Below are 14,694 nucleotides of genomic sequence, written 5' to 3' on the forward strand. Positions count from 1 at the left end.
GGTGACTAACCGCAGAGGGCAACGCTGCACCCCCTCTGGCCTGCCGGCCATCTCCCCCTCAAGGGGGGAGATCAGATGTCATCGGCGCTTTCGCCAATCTTCCACGTCGGAGGAAAGGCGCAAAGACCGAAGCTGCCAATCTCCCCCCTTGAGGGGGAGATGTCCGGCAGGACAGAGGGGCGCCTAGCACCAACCCCTAAAGATCAGAACTCAATCCGAAACCGGCGTATTCTCGTCGACATCCACCCGGAAATTGCCTTCCAGGATCTCGGCCTTCTTCTTCTCGACCAGATCCTTGACCTCGGCGGGCAAGGCCTTGTCGAACTTGTGGAAGGGCGCGAGATAGGAGCCGCCCTTGGCCATGCGCGAGAAATCGCCGTAGTCCTGCGCCGTGTAGACGCCGGCCTTGACCAGCTTGATCGCTTGCTCGACCGTCGGGTACATGTCCCAGACCGGGCCGGTGATGACCGTATCGGGGCCGAGGCTCGACTGGTCGGACATGTTGGAGATGGCGAGGATCTTCTTCTCGACCGCCGCCTCGATGACGCCGAAGCGTTCCGCATAGATGACGTCGACGCCGGCGTCGATCTGCGCCACCGCCGCTTCCTTGGCCTTGGGCGGATCGAAGAAGGAACCGATGAAGGCGACCTTCTTCTTGACGTTCGGATTGACCTCCTTGGCGCCGGCGAAGAAGGCATTGACCAGCCGGTTCACTTCCGGAATGCCCATCGCCGCCACCGCGCCGACCGTACCCGACTTCGACATCTTGCCGGCGATCATGCCGGAGAGATAAGCAGGCTCGTGGATCCAGTTGTCGAAGACGCCGAAATTGGGTTCGGCCGGCCCCGCGCCTGAGCCGAACAGAAATGCGGTCTTGGGGAACTGCTTGGCCGTGCGGCGCGATTCACGCTCGGCGGCGAAGGCGTCGCCCAGCACCAGCTGGTACCCGCCCTGCGCATATTCGCGCATGACGCGGCTGAAGTCGGCGGTCTGCACCTTCTCGGACCATTTGTATTCGATGCCGAGTTCCTTTTCGGCCTTCTGCAGTGCGACGTGGATCTGGTTGTCCCAGGGTTCCTCGATCGGCGTGGCGAAGATAGCCGCCACCTTCAGTTTCTTGCCCGCCGCGAAGGCCGCACCCGGCAGCATCGCCGCAGCGAAACCCAGCGCGCCGAGTTCGAGCACGTTGCGCCGCGAGAGCCCTTCGCGGATCAAATGAGATTTGTTCTTCCGGTTTTCCATTGAAGTGCCCCTCTGTTCGACAGCCGTGTCGAGCCGGCTGTTCCCTAAGAATGTCAGACGAGGAACTATGGAACGGGTCTAGACTTTTGTCCACATGGTCAAATTTGAGAGCGGCCAATCGCTTCAGGTTGCCGCCGCCCCTCACCTGCCTGCCGGCATCCTCTCCCCGTATAGTGACGGGGAGAGGGGCCTGTCATTGCCGGTTTCGCCAATCACCGGCGTTCAAAGGAGGGCGCCGGCATTGCCGCCAGCTTCCTTCTCCCCGTCACTATACGGGGAGAAGTGCCCGGCAGGGCGATGAGGGGCGGCGCCAACCCTGGCAATTTGCAGTCTCCGATCAGGCCCGTTCGAGCGCGATGGCGATGCCCTGGCCGACGCCGATGCACATGGTGGCCAGCGCATAGCGGCCGCCGCGTTCCCGCAGCTCCAGCGCAGCCGTGCCGGAGATGCGGGCGCCCGACATGCCCAGGGGATGGCCGAGCGCGATGGCGCCGCCATTCGGATTGACGTGTTCGGCATCTTCCGCGATGCCGAGCTGGCGCAGCACGGCGATGCCTTGCGAGGCAAAGGCTTCGTTGAGTTCGATGACATCGAATTGTTTCGGCGTCAGGCCGAGCCGCGCGCAGAGCTTTTGCGTTGCCGGCGCCGGACCGATGCCCATGATGCGCGGCGCGACCCCGGCGGCGGCACCGCCAAGGATGCGCGCGATCGGCGTCAGCCCGTATTTCCTCACCGCTGCCTCGGAAGCAACGACCAGCGCCGCCGCGCCGTCATTGACGCCGGAGGCATTGCCGGCCGTCACCGTGCCGCCTTGCCGGAACGGCGTCGGCAGTTTGGCCAGCGCTTCGACCGTGGTGCCGGCGCGGGGATGCTCGTCCTTCGACACGACGACCGCATCGCCCTTGCGCTGCGGGATCGCCACCGGAGTGATCTCCTTCGCCAGCCGGCCATTGGCTTGTGCCGCGACCGCCTTGTCCTGGCTGCGTGCCGCGAAAGCGTCCTGGTCGGTGCGTGACACGGCGAAATCCTCGGCGACGTTCTCGCCGGTCTCCGGCATGGAATCGACGCCATACTGCTTCTTCATCTGCGGGTTGACGAAGCGCCAGCCGATGGTGGTGTCGTAAATCTCGGCATTGCGCGAAAAAGCAGCGTCGGCTTTCGGCATGACGAAGGGCGCCCGGCTCATCGATTCCACGCCGCCTGCAATCAGCAGTTCCGCCTCGCCGGCCTTGATGGCGCGCGCAGCGATGGTCAGCGCGTCCATGCCCGAGCCGCACAGCCGGTTGACGGTGGAGCCCGGAATCTCCTGCGGCAGGCCGGCCAGCAGCAGCGCCATGCGCGCCACGTTGCGGTTGTCCTCGCCGGCCTGGTTGGCGCAGCCATAGACGACGTCGTCCACCGCCTGCCAGTCGATCCCGGGATTGCGCTCAAGCAAAGCCTTCAACGGGATGGCGCCAAGGTCATCGGTACGTACCGAGGACAGCGAACCGCCGAAGCGGCCGATCGGCGTGCGGATATAGTCGCAAATATAGGCCTCGGCCATGTCAGGCAGCTTTCCCTTTTCCGGTCCCCTCATGCGCCGCCTTGGTGCGGGCCTGCAGGTCGCGCAATGTCTTGAGTTCGAGTTCGCTTGGGGCCGGCGTTTCGTCAAGCGCCTCGGCGAACTTAACCACCCAGCCACAGCTCTCCTGCACCTGCTGGCGGGTGACGCCAGGATGCAGCGAGACAACGGTGAATTCCTTGGTGACCCGGTCCGGCTTCCAGATGGCGAGATCGGTGATCAGCAAGGTCGGGCCAGCGGTGTCGATGCCCAGCCGCTGGCGATGATCGCCGCCCTCGCCATGGCCGAACGAGGTGAAGAAGTCGATCTTTTCGACCATGCCGCGCTTGGTCTGCGCCATGGTGATGTAGATTTCCTTTGACGACGTCGCGATCTCCGGCGCGCCGCCGCCACCCGGCAGCCTGGTCTTGGGATGAAAATAGTCGCCGATGACCGTGGTGTTGATGTTGCCGAACTTGTCGAGTTGCGCCGCACCGAGAAAGCCGATCGAAATGCGGCCGCCCTGCAGCCAGTAGCGGAACATCTCCGGCACCGCGACGGTGGTGACCGCTGTTTCGCACAATTCGCCGTCGCCGATCGACAGCGGCAGCACGTCGGGCGCCGTACCGATCGTGCCGCTCTCATAGATCAGCGTGATGTCGGGCGCACGCGTCAGCCGCGCCACATTGCAGGCAGCGGACGGCGCCCCGATGCCGACGAAGCAGACGTCGTCGTTCCCCAGGGCCCGGCTGGCCGCGATCGTCATCATCTCGTTTGATGTAAAGCCCAAGGGGTTCTGGTTGTCGCTCATCTCGCTTTCCTCAGATGTTCGACGCGGCCCGCGAAATCGTCGGCGGTTCTTTCGATGACGTTGGCCTGCATCCACGCTTGGAATTTTTCCCGGTCGGCGGCGATCTCGTCCCATTCGAGATAGGCGGCATTGTCGCGCGCATAATAGCCATGCGCATAGGACGGATGCGAGCCACCCGGCACTACCGAGATCGCCGCGATGGTCCAGCGCGGCAGCACGGTGAGGTTCGGGTGCAGGTCGTCGAAATTGTCGACCACTTCCTCGACCGTGACCACGGCGCGCCTGGCCGCCAGCACCGCTTCCTTCTGGATGCCGATAATGCCTTCGACCAGCACATTGCCCTTATTGTCGGCCTTCTGCGCATGGATGAAGGTGACATCGGGCCGGATCGACGGAACCGCCGCCAGCACCTCGCCGGTGAACGGACAGGTGACCGATTTGATGTTCGGATTGACTGCGGCCAGCCCGGCGCCGCGATAGCCACGGAACACCGCGCAAGGCAGGCCGGCCGCGCCCGCCTCATAGGCGTTGGCCATTCCGGCATGGCTGTGCTCCTCGACCTCGATCGACCGGGGAAAAGCGTTCTCGATCGCATCGCGGGCGCGCCGCAGCAGGCCGACACCAGGATTGCCGACATAGGAGAAGACGATTTTCTTCGCCATGCCCATGCCGATCATCTGGTCGTAGATCAGATCGGGTGTCATGCGGATCAGGGTCAGGTCGCGAAACCCCTGGCGGATCGCCTCATGCGCGGCAGCTGTCGGGATCAGATGGGTGAAGCCTTCGAAGGCGACGGAGTCGCCATTATTCAGGCTCTCCGCGACAGCCTGTTTAAGCGGCAGGAACTTCACCATCGCGGCGCCCTCACAATTAGAAAAAGTTCGTATTGCGAACAAAAGTATTATATGGGATACTTTCTAGCGCCTGCTCCGAGGCGGAGTCAATGCTGGCTAAATCGCTTTTGTCAGAGGATGAGATGGACGAAGAGACCGTTTCCCGCGATCACGTTGGCTCGCTCGGGCGCGGACTTGCCGTCATGGAAATCCTGGCCCGGCATCCCGCGGGCATGACCCTGACCGAAATGGCCGAGACAGCCGGCCTGACTCGCGCCGCCGCCCGCCGCTTCCTGCTGACCTTGGTCGCCACCGACTACGCGACTCAATCCGGGCGTGTGTTCTCCCTGTCGCCACGCCTGCTGACCATCGCCCGCACCTGGCTCGGCGGCGGCTCGCTGTGGAGCTTCGCCGCGCCGATCATGCGCGCGGTGGCGGCGCAGCTGAACGAAGCTTGCTCGGCGGCGATCCTGTCGGGCGATGATGTCGTCTATGTCGCCCGCATTCCCGGGCGCCGTATCCTGAGCGTCTCGCTCGATGTCGGCACCAGGCTGCCCGCCTATTGCACCTCGATGGGCCGGATGCTGCTCGCCGGGCTGACGCCAGAGGAACTCGACGCATTTCTTAGCCACGCAACCATCGAACGCCGGACGCCGAAGACGATTGTTGAAAGGCCGTTGCTGGCGAAGGCCATCGGCAAGGCTGGAACGGATGGCTTCGCCATCGTCGACGAGGAACTGGAACTCGGCCTGCGCTCCATCGCCGTGCCGATCCGCGACAGGGCTGGACGCACGGTCGCGGCGATCAATGTCTCGACCCAGTCGGCACGGTTTTCGGTCGAGGAGATGGAGCGCGAAATCCTGCCGGCGCTGCTGGATGCCAGGCAGCGTATCGAGGATTTTTTTGTGGTGTAAGAGGCTTTGCTGGGCCTTCCGACGTCGGCGGGACAGCGCCCCCCTCTGATCGTTAGCCCCTCAATGCTTCATCCGATCCCGCATCGCGTACCACAACATCCCCAGCACATAGAGTGGCCCGCGCAGCGCCGTGCCGCCCGGGAACGGCATCGGGGTCAGCGTCGAGAACAGGTCGAGCCGCGACGCATCGCCGGTGATCGCTTCGGCGAGCAGCTTGCCCGACAGTGTCGACAGGATGACGCCCTTGCCGGAATAGCCATGCGCGAAATAGACCTCGCCATAGTGCCCGACATGCGGCAGCCGCGACGTCGTCACCGACACCAGCCCGCCCCAGGCATGATCGATGCGGCATCCCTTGAGCTGCGGGAACGTGCCTTCCATGTGCGGCCGCACGAAGCCGGCTATATCGGCCGGCGGTGACGGCGTGTAGCGCTCGCCGCCGCCGAACAACAGCCGCCCGTCCGCGGACATCCTGTAATAGTTGACGACGAAGCGCGTGTCGGACACCGCGACATTGGCCGGGATGACGTTGCGTTTGCCCTCCAGCGGCTCGGTGGCGACGATGTAGTTACCTACCGGCATGATGCGGCTGTTGACGCGCGGCTCCAACCCGTTGAGCAGCGCGTCGCCCGCCAGCACGACATGTCTGGCTCGCACCGACCCCTTTGCCGTCGAGACGCGGATCGAAGGCTCGCGCTCCAGTTTCACCGCCACCGAATTCTCGTGGATGGTGACGCCGGCCGCGACAGCCGCGCGGGCAAGCCCGAGCGTATAGTTGAGTGGATGCATGTGGCCGCCGAGCGGCTCATACATCGCGCCCTGATAAGGCGTGTCGACCTTGGCCCGCGCGTCCGCCGCCGACAGGATCTCGACGTCGCGGAATTTCATCACGCTCTTGAGGCATTTGGCCTCTTCCTCGAGATCCCTGAGGTCGGAGCCGTTGACCGCGCCGACCAGATGGCCGGTCAGCCTGAGGTCGCAGTCGATGGCATGGCGCTCGATGATGCCGAGCACCAGGCCGCGTGCCTCGAAGGCGAGGTCGAACAGCACCTTCGCCCGCTCGGGTCCGTAGAGCTTGACCAGACCCTTGGCGCCCTTGCGCAGGCCGGGGATCATCTGGCCGCCATTGCGGCCCGACGCGCCCCAGCCGATCTTGCCGCCTTCGAGCAGCACCACCTTCAGCCCGCGCTCGGCCGCGTGAAGGGCGGCCGACAGGCCGGTGCAGCCGCCGCCGACGACGACCAGATCCGCCTCGACACCGCCCGCAAGGGCCGCGTGTTCCGGCGCCGGATTGGCGGTCGCGACATAATAGGATTTGCCGATATCGAGACCGGAATTGAAACCCGTCGAAGATGCCATGATCACACCTTCAGCAAGAGGTGGTCGCGTTCCCAGCTCGTCACCACGCTCTGGAACAGGTCGAGCTCGACGCTCTTGACGCGCAGATAGGTCTGGAAGAAGTCCTCGCCCAGCAATGCCCGCACCGGGTCGCACGCGGTGAAGCGGTCGAGCGCCTCCTCCATGGTCTTCGGCAGCGTGCTCTTGATCTTGTAGGCATTGCCCGACGCCTCGGCCGAGCGCGCCTGCTTCTGCTCGACACCGAGATAGCCGGCAAGCAGCGAACCGGCGATCGCCAGATAGGGATTGGAATCGGCACCCGGCAGCCGGTTCTCCACCCGCCGCGCCATGCGCCCGCCGGCCGGCACGCGCAGGCCGCAGGAGCGGTTGTCATGCGACCACTCGATGTTGGCCGGCGCGCTGTGGTTCGGCCTGATGCGGCGGAACGAGTTCACGTTCGGCGCGAACAGCGGCATGATTTCGGGAATGTACTTCTGCAGGCCGCCGATGAAATGGCCGAACATCCCGGTGTCGGCATCGTCGCTGCCGGCGAAAAGCGCGTTGCCGGCCTCGTCGACAACGGACATGTGCAGATGCATCGAGCTGCCCGCCTGGGCCGCGATCGGCTTGGCCATGAAGGTCGCATGCATGCCGCATTGCTGCGCGGCCTGGCGCGTAAACCGCTTGAACAAAAGCACCTGGTCGGCCAGCGGCAGGGCATCGCCATGCAGCAGATTGATTTCGAGCTGCGCCGTGCCCGATTCATGGATCAGCGTATCGAGCGGCAGTCCGGCTGCCGCTGAATAGTCATAGATACGCCGGATCACTGGCTCGAATTCTTCCAGCGCCGCCATGTCATAGGGATGCTGCACGCCCTCGGCGCGGCCATTGGCTCCGACCGGCGCGGTCAGCGGCTTGTCCGGATCGGGATTGGGCGCGGTAAGGTAGAATTCGAGCTCGGGTGCGACCACCGCGCGCCAGCCGCGCTGGCGATAGAGATCGAGCACGGCGCGCAGCACATGACGCGGCGAAGCCATCCACGGCCTGCCATCCATATGAAAGGCATCGGCAAAAACATAGGCCTTCCCCGCCCCGGCGCCCGGCGCCAGGCACAGCGTCGAGACATCGGGCACCATGCGCATGTCGGGGTCCGAATAGGCAAAACCCTCGTCGATCGAGCCGGAATAACGGCCGTCGATGCTGACCAGGAAGGCGCTGCTCGGCAGGTAGAGCGCGCGGTCTTCCAGCGCCTTGAGGAATTTGGCGGTCGGCAGCGCCTTTCCGCGCAGGACGCCGTTCATGTCGGGCACCAGGCACTCGATCTCGGTGATGCCGTGCTGCGTAAGCCAGGCCTTGGGGTCGTTGCCATTGAAGAGGTTTGCGGTATTCGTGTTCTTATCGAGCATTTCGTTCAAGTCCGTATCAGGGAGAGAATGGCTTGCGCGGCCACGTCCGTTCCGGGTTTCAGCGCCATCTCGGCTGCATTGTCCCTGAGGCGGGCGCGCATGGCGTCATCGGTCAGCAGGCCGAGAATGGCTCTCTCCAATCCCCCTTCGGTCCAGCCGTCACGGCCGATATGGTCACCGACGCCGGTTTCGCCGGCGCGTTGCGCATTGTCGTGCCCGTCCCAGCAATAGGGCATGATCAGCGACGGCACGCCGAAGCGCAGCGCTTCGCAAAAGCTATTGTTGCCGCCGTGATGGATGAAAAGGTCCGACTTCGCCACCACGGAGGGCTGCGGAAACCAGGCGTCGAGATAGACATTGTCGGGCACAGCGCGGTAGGCATCGCGCAGGCCACCGACATTGACGATGAAGCGGGCCGGCAACTTGTCGAAGACTGCAAGCATGCGCTCGATCAGGCCGACATCCATGGCGCCGAGACTGCCGAAGCTGACATAGACCAGCGGCCCGCCATTGCGCGGGAAAACCGGCACCTCGAATGGCCCTTCCGACCGCACGCAGCCTTCGAGATAGACGAAGCGCTCGGGGTCGAGCGGCTCGGCGCGTTCGCGGCGCACGATCGCCGGCGTCAAGAGCAGATTGAGATCGGGTGAGGTTTCAAGAAACAGGCCCTTCGGCAGCGGCGCTAGGCCGCAATCGGCGCGAAAGCGGTTGAAGCGGTCATGCGCCGGCGCCGAGGCTGCGAGATATCGCGCCTCGAACGCCGCGCGTTGCGGATCGCCAGCGCCGAGGCCCGAGAGATAGGGCGGCACTTCAGCGTCAGGCAGCTCCGTCTCGGCGCAGGAAACGACGCGCGCCCACGGGCAGCCGGCTGCCGCTATCGCCGGGAACATGATGACATTGTCGAGCACCACCGCGTCGGGCTTCAGCCGCGCCAGCAATTGGCGCAGCGGCGCCTCGGCATTGACCGCCGTGTCGACGATCGCCTGCCAGGTCGGCGCGACATAGGTTTCGAGCTGGTCGATCGGGCTCAGCCTGAAATGCGGCAGATGCCGGCGCACGAACGCCTGCCAGTAGCTCTGGCGCTCGCTGTCGCTCAGCGGCTCCTCGGTCGGCAGCTGGTATTCCTGGAAACCATAGTCGGCAAAGACGCCGGAGAAGCCGGCATGGCAGATGAACACCGGCCGCGCGCCCTTCGCGCGCAGCGCCTGCGCGATGCCGACGCAATTCAACGCCGCCCCGAAACTGGCCTCGGGAAACAGCGCGATGGTCGGGCTCGCTCTACGCGTCAATTAAATCCTCTTCATTCCGGCCGGCTGATCATGCCGAACAGCGCGGGAGCGCCGCGGCTGGCCGCCTGCGGCCGCTGGCTGCGCGACAGCCGCAGGTGAATGCGCAGCAGATCGGCAGCAACCTCATACTGCCGGCTTTCAAGATGGTCGAGTATGTTCAGGTGTTCGCGCAACGATTGCTTCAGCCGGAAGACGTTGACGCCCGCATAGATGCCCGGAAGCCGCCGCAGCCTGAGGTGATCGGCCAGCGCGTCGGCGACGAAGCGGTTGGCGCTGCCTTCGGCGATCATGCCGTGGAAATCGATGTCGAGCCGCTGGAACTCGCGTGTATCGAACGCGGCGTCGGGCAGCGCCGATAGCGCCTCCATGCCCTGGCGCAACATCGCGGCGCGCGCGCCGTCGAGCCGGAAGCCGGGCGTCAGGATGGCGGCGGGCTCCAAAAGCAGCCGGAACTCGTAGCTCTCGCCTTGCGCCTCCGGGTCATCAGGGGCGCGCCGGAACAACCAGGACTGACCTGGTGCGCGATCGAGAAGATTCTCCTCTGTCAGTCTGTTCAGAGATTTTAGTACCGTTTTCCGTTCGGCACTGTACCGCCGCATCAGCCCTGCGACGGTCACTGTCTGGTCGAGGCGCCGCGCCGAACGGTCGCGCAGGATGGCTTCGGCAAGCTCGTCTTCCTCGGCGGCGGGCAATTCGGCTGATATCGCCGGCTGCGCGGCGAGGTCGATCGCCAGGTGATATCCGGTGTCCGCCTCCCAGCAAACGACACCCTGCTCCGCGAGCAGGCTGAGCGCCGCCCGGACCGGAGTGCGCGAGACATTGCACAGCGAGGCGATCTGTTGCTCGGGCAGGCGTGCGCCGGGCGCGAAGCCACGCTGCCGCGCCACATCCAGGATGCGCTGGGCCAGATCGAGATGGTTGGTGCGAGGTCGTCGGGTTGCGGCTTGCATGACATTCTCGTGGAACGGACGTGACCTCGTTGATTTGACCCATCACCGGCGTGGACGCAATCGGCCAGATTCCGAGGCCGGTTTTCAAATTATGGATTGACGTACTTTTTTCTGCAATAGTACTGTCGGTGCAATCGGCGACAAAAGACCGAGGGAACAGGATCGATGCAGCGGCGCATGTCGCGCGGGTCCAGCACGAATTCGACGAACCAACCGGAATGGGAGCCTGCCATGACTGCTACCAGCCTGCGGCGCCGTGCGCTGAGAATGCCTTCGATCGCCCTCGGGCTTGTCGTGGCGCTGTCCGCGCCGTCGATGGCCGCCGACCTCGTCATTTCCAATTGGGACGGCTACATGGCGCCCGACGCCATGGCCGCCTTCAAGACCGCGACGGGCGTTTCCGGCGAAGTCGTGGTGCACGCCACCAATGAAGAGATCATGGGCAAGCTGATTGCCGCCGGCGGCAAGGGCTATGACGTGGTTTTCGTCTCCTCGCCCTTCGCCGAGGTTCTGAACAAGCTCGGCCTGACCGAGCCGATGGACCATGCCAAGATCCCCAACCTCGCCAACCTCTATCCCGAAGCGACCAAGCTGCCGCACGATGTCGGCAACACCTTCTCCGTGCCCTACACCTGGGGCACGACCGGCCTCTGCTACCGCTCGGACCTGGTCAAGACGGCGCCCACGAGCTGGAGCGACCTGCTGGCGCCGTCGGATGAGCTGAAGGGCAAGACCACCATGCTGGCGACTGATCGCTGGCTGCTCGCCGCCGGGCAGCTCGACAAGGGTTTCTCTGTCAACGAGACAGATCCGGCCAAGATGGCCGAGGTCAAGAACCTGCTGATCTCGGCCAAGAAAACCCTGCTCGCCTATGACGACACCACCTTCTATTCGAAACTGGTTTCCGGCGAGGCGCTGATGGTCCAGGCCTGGGACGGCTGGTGCAATTACGGCATCGCCGACAAGCCGGAGATCAAATACATCATTCCCAAGGAAGGTTCGGATCTCTGGGTCGACACGATGGTGGTGATGAAGGCCTCCGAGCACAAGGATGCCGCCTTCCAGTTCATCAACTTCATGCTCGATGCCAAGAACCACGCCTGGGCGGCCCAGAATATCGACTACAAGGTTCCGAACAAGCCGGCGATGGAAAGCCTGCCGGCCGATTTCCTGGCAAAATTCCCCAACATGGCGATGCCGGTGGCCGACCTCGTCAAGTTCGAACAGCTGCGTGATGTCGGCGAAGCCCAGCGCGATTATTCCAAGATCGTCAGCGAGATCAAGGCCGCGCAGTAAGGACTGTTCCAACAGCATCTTGAAATAAAGCTTGCGTTCCGTGTCGCCCCCCTCTGGCCCGCCGGTCATCTCCCCCTCAAGGGTGGAGATTGGCCGGCTTGCGGCTTTTCGCCAATCGCTGGCGCAGCGCCCCCTCATCCGGCCGCTTCGCGGCCACCTTCTCCCCGTGGGGGAGAAGAGGAAGGCACCGGCGTGCGCGCACTCCTCTCCCCTCGGGGAGAGGTCGGATTGTCCCGAATTGCCCTTCGCAATTCGGTTGGCAATCCGGGTGAGGGGGCAACTGCCGAGACATCATTTCGATGCCCTCGAGATAGCTCGCAGACCAGAGGGCGGTACGTCGTGAAACACGTCCCCTACCGCTCCTCCTTGCTGATGGCCCCGGCGCTGGTCTGGTTGACCGCGCTGATGGTTGTGCCGTGCGCGCTGGTGCTGGCGCTCGCCTTCTTCCGGCGCGGCATCTATGGCGGCATCGACTACACCTTCACGCTGGAGAATTTCGGGCAGGTCTTCGACCCGCTTTATGCCGGCATTTTCCTGAACTCGGCGCGCATTGCCGGCACCGCCACGCTGATCGCGGTGGTGATCGGCTACGCCGCCGCCTATGCCATCGCGGCCGCCCCGCGCCGCTGGCAGCCGGTGTTCCTGTTCTTCGCCGTGCTGCCGTTCTGGTCCAACTACCTGATCCGCACCTATGCCTGGATCGTGCTGCTCAACCGCGAAGGGCTTATCACCCAGCTCCTGCGCTGGGTGGGCTACACCGGTGAACCGCCCTCGATGCTCTACACCGAAGGCGCGGTCATCGCCGGCCTGGTCTACAACTATCTGCCCTTCGTCATCCTCGCCTGCTACGCGCCTTTGTCGCGGCTCAACCCGGAACTGGCCGAAGCCTCGCGCGATCTCGGCGCTTCGGCGATGACGACGTTTCGCCGTGTCATCCTGCCGCTGACCGTGCCCGGCATCGCCGCCGGCGCCGTCTTCGTCTTCGTGCTGTCGATCGGCAATTTCGTCACCCCGGCGCTGCTCGGCGGCGGCCGCTTCCAGATGATCGGCAACCTTGTCTACGACCAGTTCCTGACCGCCAATGACTGGCCGTTCGGCGCGGCCCTGGCGATGGCGCTGATCGCCATCATGCTGCTGGTGCTGATGGCGCAAGCGATCGCCGCCAATCGCGCCTCTGGCCGCATCGCGGAAGCCGAGGGCAACGCGAATGGCTGAACGCTCACCAGCCACACGGCGCATGCTTTGGCTCGTGTTGAGTCTCGTCTTCGCCTTCCTCTACATCCCGATCGCCGTGCTGGTGGCGCTGTCCTTCAACGAAGGCGGGCTGCCTACGGCATGGTCGGGCTTTTCGCTGAAATGGTACGTCTCGCTGGCCGGCAATTCCGCCATCCTCTCCGCCGCCCTCAACACGCTGATCGTGGCGCTGGTCTCGACAGCGATCGCCACCTTGCTCGGCACGCTGCTGGCGATCGGCGTCGAGATGCGCCGGCAATATGGCAAGGGGCTCGAGGCGCTGATCTTCGCGCCGATGATCATTCCCGACATCGTGCTGGCAATCGCGCTCCTGTCGTTCTTTTCGATGCTCAACCTCACCATGGGCCTGCACACCATCATCCTCGCCCATGTCGTATTCAACCTCGCCTTCGTCTGCTCGGTGGTGCGTGCCCGGCTGAAGAGTTTCGACTGGTCGATCGTCGAGGCTTCCACCGATCTCGGCGCCTCCGCCATCACCACCTTCCGGCGGATCACCTTGCCGGTCATCGCGCCGGCCGTGATTGCCGGCGCACTGCTCGCCTTCACGCTCTCGGTCGACGAGTTCATCATCGCCTTCTTCACCGCAGGCGCGGGCCGCGCCTCGACCACGCTGCCGATGCAGATCTACGCCATGATCCGCTTCGGCATCACACCCGAGATCAACGCCCTGGCCACCATCGTCATGGCGGTCTCGGTCACCGCGCTGACCCTGTCGCAGCGGCTCAACCGGGGAATAACAGGCCAATGAGCGAACCGCGCACGCTGCTGGCCATCGATCGTGTGTCGAAGAATTTCGGCCGCGTCACCGCCGTCGACGGCATCTCGCTGGATATCAGGGAGAACGAGTTCTTCGCGCTGCTCGGTCCATCGGGCTGCGGCAAGACCACGCTCTTGCGCATGCTGGCCGGCTTCGAGACGCCGAGCGACGGGCGCATCCTGCTCGACGGCAAGGACATCGCCAGGATGCCGCCCAACAAGCGGCCGGTCAATCTGATGTTTCAGTCCTACGCGCTGTTCCCGCATATGAGCGTTCGCGCCAATGTCTCCTACGGGCTGGAGATGGAGCGCTTGCCGGCTAAAGAAATCCGCGCGCGCGTCGACGCCATCCTGGCGACCACCGAACTCGTGCCATTCGCCGACCGCAAGCCGGAGCAACTGTCCGGCGGTCAGAAGCAGCGCGTGGCGCTGGCCCGCGCCTTGGTCAAGCGGCCCCGGTTGCTGCTGCTCGACGAGCCGCTCGGCGCACTCGACAAGAAGCTGCGCGGCGCCATGCAGCTGGAACTGAAGCGCCTGCAGCACGAGGTCGGCATCACCTTCGTCATCGTCACCCATGACCAGGAGGAATCGCTGGTCATGGCCGACCGCATGGCGGTGCTGAAAGACGGCAAGCTGCTGCAATGCGACACGCCGCATGCGGTCTATGAGCATCCGGCCGACCGTTTCGTCGCCGACTTCATCGGCGTGATGAATTTTGTTCCGGGCAAGGTGTCCACCGATGGCGTCGTGGCCGCGAATGGCGCGCGCATCGCCGGCAAGGTTCCCGCAGCGCTTTCGTCCGGGGCGGCCGCCGTCGCGTCCGTGCGGCCCGAACGCGTCCGGCTGTTCCCGTCCGCGGATACCGCGAACCGGACGACCGGAACGGTTGAGGCACTGGCCTATCAGGGGCTCGACCTGCAACTGCATGTCCGAACGCCGCTGGCGCCGAAGCCGTTCCTGGTGCGTGTAACCGCCGATGCAGCCGACCGGCGGCCGGTCTCGTCGGGCGACCAGGTCGAACTCGGCTGGGATCCTGCCGATGTCAGAATTTTCGCAGAGTGAAGG

The 14,694-nt window shown here is 64.5% G+C and carries 13 protein-coding genes; 5 read left to right on the top strand and 8 right to left on the bottom strand.

Annotated features, from left to right (window positions below; genetic code table 11):
• Positions 1 to 210: 210 nt before the first annotated feature.
• From EN845_RS22670 to EN845_RS22690, 4 genes are all read right to left on the bottom strand, one after another.
• Entirely contained in the window at positions 211 to 1,242 is a 1,032-nt protein-coding gene (locus EN845_RS22670) for a BMP family protein (RefSeq protein ID WP_127872878.1), read from the bottom strand.
• A gap of 337 nt (positions 1,243 to 1,579) precedes the next feature.
• Positions 1,580 to 2,785, bottom strand: coding sequence for a 3-oxoadipyl-CoA thiolase (gene pcaF, locus EN845_RS22680; protein ID WP_127281051.1), 1,206 nt, complete (start codon positions 2,783 to 2,785; stop codon positions 1,580 to 1,582).
• Between the two features lies 1 nt (position 2,786).
• Positions 2,787 to 3,593, bottom strand: coding sequence for a CoA-transferase subunit beta (locus EN845_RS22685; protein ID WP_127872877.1), 807 nt, complete (start codon positions 3,591 to 3,593; stop codon positions 2,787 to 2,789).
• Positions 3,590 to 4,447, bottom strand: coding sequence for a CoA transferase subunit A (locus EN845_RS22690; protein WP_127872876.1), 858 nt, complete (start codon positions 4,445 to 4,447; stop codon positions 3,590 to 3,592). The genes EN845_RS22685 and EN845_RS22690 overlap by 4 nt, the downstream gene beginning before the upstream one ends.
• Positions 4,448 to 4,569: 122 nt before the next feature.
• On the opposite strand from EN845_RS22690, the gene EN845_RS22695 reads away from it, so the two are divergent.
• Positions 4,570 to 5,340 (top strand): IclR family transcriptional regulator C-terminal domain-containing protein, encoded by a 771-nt coding sequence (locus EN845_RS22695; RefSeq protein WP_127872875.1) that lies wholly within the window; start codon positions 4,570 to 4,572, stop codon positions 5,338 to 5,340.
• Between the two features lie 60 nt (positions 5,341 to 5,400).
• Here EN845_RS22695 and EN845_RS22700 read toward each other — a convergent pair whose 3' ends face one another.
• The 4 genes from EN845_RS22700 to EN845_RS22715 are packed head-to-tail and all read right to left on the bottom strand — an operon-like array spanning position 5,401 to position 10,323.
• Positions 5,401 to 6,699 carry an FAD-binding oxidoreductase gene (locus tag EN845_RS22700; RefSeq protein WP_167531441.1) on the bottom strand — a complete coding sequence of 433 codons (1,299 nt, stop codon included), beginning with the start codon at positions 6,697 to 6,699 and terminating at the stop codon, positions 5,401 to 5,403.
• Between the two features lie 2 nt (positions 6,700 to 6,701).
• Positions 6,702 to 8,084: a glutamine synthetase family protein gene (locus EN845_RS22705; RefSeq protein ID WP_127872874.1), complete on the bottom strand. Its 1,383-nt coding sequence runs from the start codon at positions 8,082 to 8,084 to the stop codon at positions 6,702 to 6,704.
• 5 nt (positions 8,085 to 8,089) lie between these two features.
• On the bottom strand, positions 8,090 to 9,373 hold the full coding sequence (locus tag EN845_RS22710; protein ID WP_127872873.1) for a glycosyltransferase: 1,284 nt from the start codon (positions 9,371 to 9,373) through the stop codon (positions 8,090 to 8,092).
• An 11-nt stretch (positions 9,374 to 9,384) separates the two neighbouring features.
• Complete coding sequence (locus EN845_RS22715) at positions 9,385 to 10,323, bottom strand: GntR family transcriptional regulator (RefSeq protein WP_127872872.1); 939 nt, start codon at positions 10,321 to 10,323, stop codon at positions 9,385 to 9,387.
• 231 nt (positions 10,324 to 10,554) lie between these two features.
• On the opposite strand from EN845_RS22715, the gene EN845_RS22720 reads away from it, so the two are divergent.
• The 4 genes from EN845_RS22720 (at position 10,555) to EN845_RS22735 (ending at position 14,691) form a co-directional block, all read left to right on the top strand.
• Complete coding sequence (locus EN845_RS22720) at positions 10,555 to 11,619, top strand: spermidine/putrescine ABC transporter substrate-binding protein (RefSeq protein WP_127872871.1); 1,065 nt, start codon at positions 10,555 to 10,557, stop codon at positions 11,617 to 11,619.
• 372 nt (positions 11,620 to 11,991) lie between these two features.
• Positions 11,992 to 12,834: an ABC transporter permease gene (locus EN845_RS22725; protein ID WP_127872912.1), complete on the top strand. Its 843-nt coding sequence runs from the start codon at positions 11,992 to 11,994 to the stop codon at positions 12,832 to 12,834.
• Positions 12,827 to 13,621, top strand: a complete 795-nt coding sequence (locus tag EN845_RS22730; RefSeq protein ID WP_127872870.1) for an ABC transporter permease — start codon at positions 12,827 to 12,829, stop codon at positions 13,619 to 13,621. Before EN845_RS22725 ends, EN845_RS22730 begins: the two co-directional genes overlap by 8 nt.
• Positions 13,618 to 14,691 (top strand): ABC transporter ATP-binding protein, encoded by a 1,074-nt coding sequence (locus EN845_RS22735; protein WP_127872869.1) that lies wholly within the window; start codon positions 13,618 to 13,620, stop codon positions 14,689 to 14,691. Before EN845_RS22730 ends, EN845_RS22735 begins: the two co-directional genes overlap by 4 nt.
• The last annotated feature ends 3 nt before the right edge of the window (positions 14,692 to 14,694 follow it).

The sequence above is a fragment of the Mesorhizobium sp. M8A.F.Ca.ET.202.01.1.1 genome (assembly GCF_004791595.1).
Taxonomy (GTDB): Bacteria; Pseudomonadota; Alphaproteobacteria; order Rhizobiales; family Rhizobiaceae; genus Mesorhizobium.